The sequence below is a fragment of the Phaeobacter sp. PT47_59 genome (genome assembly GCF_028890025.1).
GTDB lineage: Bacteria > Pseudomonadota > Alphaproteobacteria > Rhodobacterales > Rhodobacteraceae > Phycobacter.
On sequence record NZ_JARCJL010000060.1, the window covers coordinates 1 to 2,063 of the forward strand.

General features: G+C 58.2%; 3 protein-coding genes. 1 reads left to right on the forward strand and 2 read right to left on the reverse strand.

The window, feature by feature from the left end:
• Window positions 1-126: 126 nt before the first annotated feature.
• Window positions 127-636 (reverse strand): signal peptidase II, encoded by a 510-nt coding sequence (lspA, locus tag PXK01_RS21815; protein WP_009824417.1) that lies wholly within the window; start codon window positions 634-636, stop codon window positions 127-129.
• A complete protein-coding gene (locus PXK01_RS21820) occupies window positions 633-1,487 on the reverse strand; it encodes a cation transporter (protein WP_037275508.1) in 855 nt (284 codons plus the stop codon). The genes lspA and PXK01_RS21820 overlap by 4 nt, the downstream gene beginning before the upstream one ends.
• Window positions 1,488-1,546: 59 nt before the next feature.
• Here PXK01_RS21820 and PXK01_RS21825 point away from each other — a divergent pair, with 59 nt between their 5' ends.
• Window positions 1,547-1,894, forward strand: coding sequence for an ArsR/SmtB family transcription factor (locus PXK01_RS21825; RefSeq protein ID WP_425442834.1), 348 nt, complete (start codon window positions 1,547-1,549; stop codon window positions 1,892-1,894).
• The last annotated feature ends 169 nt before the right edge of the window (window positions 1,895-2,063 follow it).

Sequence of the window (2,063 nt, forward strand, 5' to 3'; positions counted from 1 at the left end):
TGGACGACTTTTACGCCGCCCGCGACAACACTATGCCGTCGCTACCGTGGCCGAGTATTGCTCCGCCGTTCACAATCCAAAAATCTCAAGCCGAATTCCCTCCCAAAGTTCTTTGCCTGTTAGCTGTTATCCCCCCGTGACATCTCCCTTGCGATTGTCTTGTTCCCGATTTTCCGGCCTGACTTTCGAGGTGCGAAAGCTGTCCCAGAACAGCAATGCTGCCCCACAAAAGATCGCCACGTCAGCCAAGTTGAAGGACGGCCAGTGGTATGACCCGTAATGGAAGTCGAGAAAGTCAGGGACGGCCTGATAGCGCAGACGGTCAAGGATATTGCCAAGCGCGCCTCCGATGATCAGACCGAGCGCCGCACCTGTCAGCCCGTCCGGAGCCTTCCATAGCCAGATCAGCAGCCATGCCACGACCACGGCAGCAAGTGCGACCAGACCCCACCAGGGTACGACCCCGCCGAGCATACCGAAGCTGACCCCATCGTTCAAAACCCGCACGAGGTTGAGAAAGGGCAGAACCTCGACCCCGTTCTCAAGCGCCGGGGAGTTCAGGGCAAGAGCCTTGGTGCCCTGATCAACACCAAACGCGGCGATGGCGCAAAGCCCACCGAGAACGCGGCTGTTCATGCCACCGCCTTCAGATCGGCCCGCGCGTCGCGGATGATCGCCCATGACGAGTGCAGGAACAGTCCGGCGATCCCGAACGCGACGATAAGATCGGGCCAAGCGCTGCCCAGCCAAACCACTAGCCCAGCGGCGATAACGACTGCGGCGTTGCCGATGGCGTCGTTACGCGAGAAAAGCCAGACAGCGCGCATGTTCGCATCGCCCTTGCGGTACCGCAACAACGGCAGCACGGAGATGACATTTATCACAAGAGCAATCAGGCCCAGAATCCCCATCAATGTGGCGTCTGGGGTTGTCGGCTCGAATGCCCTTATGATGGTCGTGCTAAAGACCCCAAGGCCAAGCAGGCCGAGAAAGATGCCCTGGATCAGGGCAGAGCGTGCCCGCCAGAGAAGGCTCCATCCGATGGCAAGAAGCCCCAAGAAAGTGATCGCGCCATCGCCGATGAAATCCAGCGCGTCGGCCTTCACCGCCTGTGACCCGGCAATAAACCCACCAATCATTTCCAGAACGCCGTAACCGACATTTAGAATCACGACGATCCAGAGCGCGCGGCGGTAGCCCGGGTCCTGATGGGCCGCACTTTGCTGAAGGTCCTCGTCGCTCTCGATGCGGTCGAACCCATATCCCGTTGTCTCAACGGCTTTTTCAATCTCCGGCAGGCTTGCTTCAGGGACTTTCAGAGTCATGATATGGGTCGCCGCTGATACTTTCACTGCGTCGGGCGCGACACCCGCAGACTGCGCCGCCCGCTCGATCTGGGCGGCATCCTTTGCGCAATCCATTCCGGAAACCCGGTAACGGACGGGCGACGTATCTGCTGTCGATCCGGTGCTTTCGGTGTTGGCCATCGGTGCAATACTCCTGCTAAAGTGGATCAAGTTCACACATATCAGCAAGGAGTGATATGATGCAAGTCTTCGCCGACCGCAATGCTGCGGCCGCTGGCATCGAGCGTAGAGCAAAGCTCTTTCGCGGTCTTGCCGACCCGAGCCGACTGGCGATACTGGGCGTGCTGTGTGAAGGACCGTTGGTTGTTCACGAGATCGTCAAACGCACAGGGCTATCGCAGCCCAACGTGTCAAATCATTTGCGATGCCTTCTGGATTGCGGACTTGTCGCCAGCGACCGCGATGGGCGCTTCATTCGCTACCGGATCAGCAGTCCGCGCATAGCAGCTCTTTTAAATGATGTAGACGCCCTGCTTGATGTGGTCGCAGAAGGTGTTGGGGCTTGTGACAATTATCGCGAAGCGTGAACGATAATATCCCAATGCACGTCATCACGACCACTTCCGCGTGAGGCAAAATTTTATATGGGGCTTGCTGCCAAACGTGTTGAAAAGACCCAGGGAGTGGACAAAACATGGGGGTCATCTTCGTCGTTGCGGCCCGTGCTAAGGTGAGTTCTTTGCGTGTGGGGCTGCC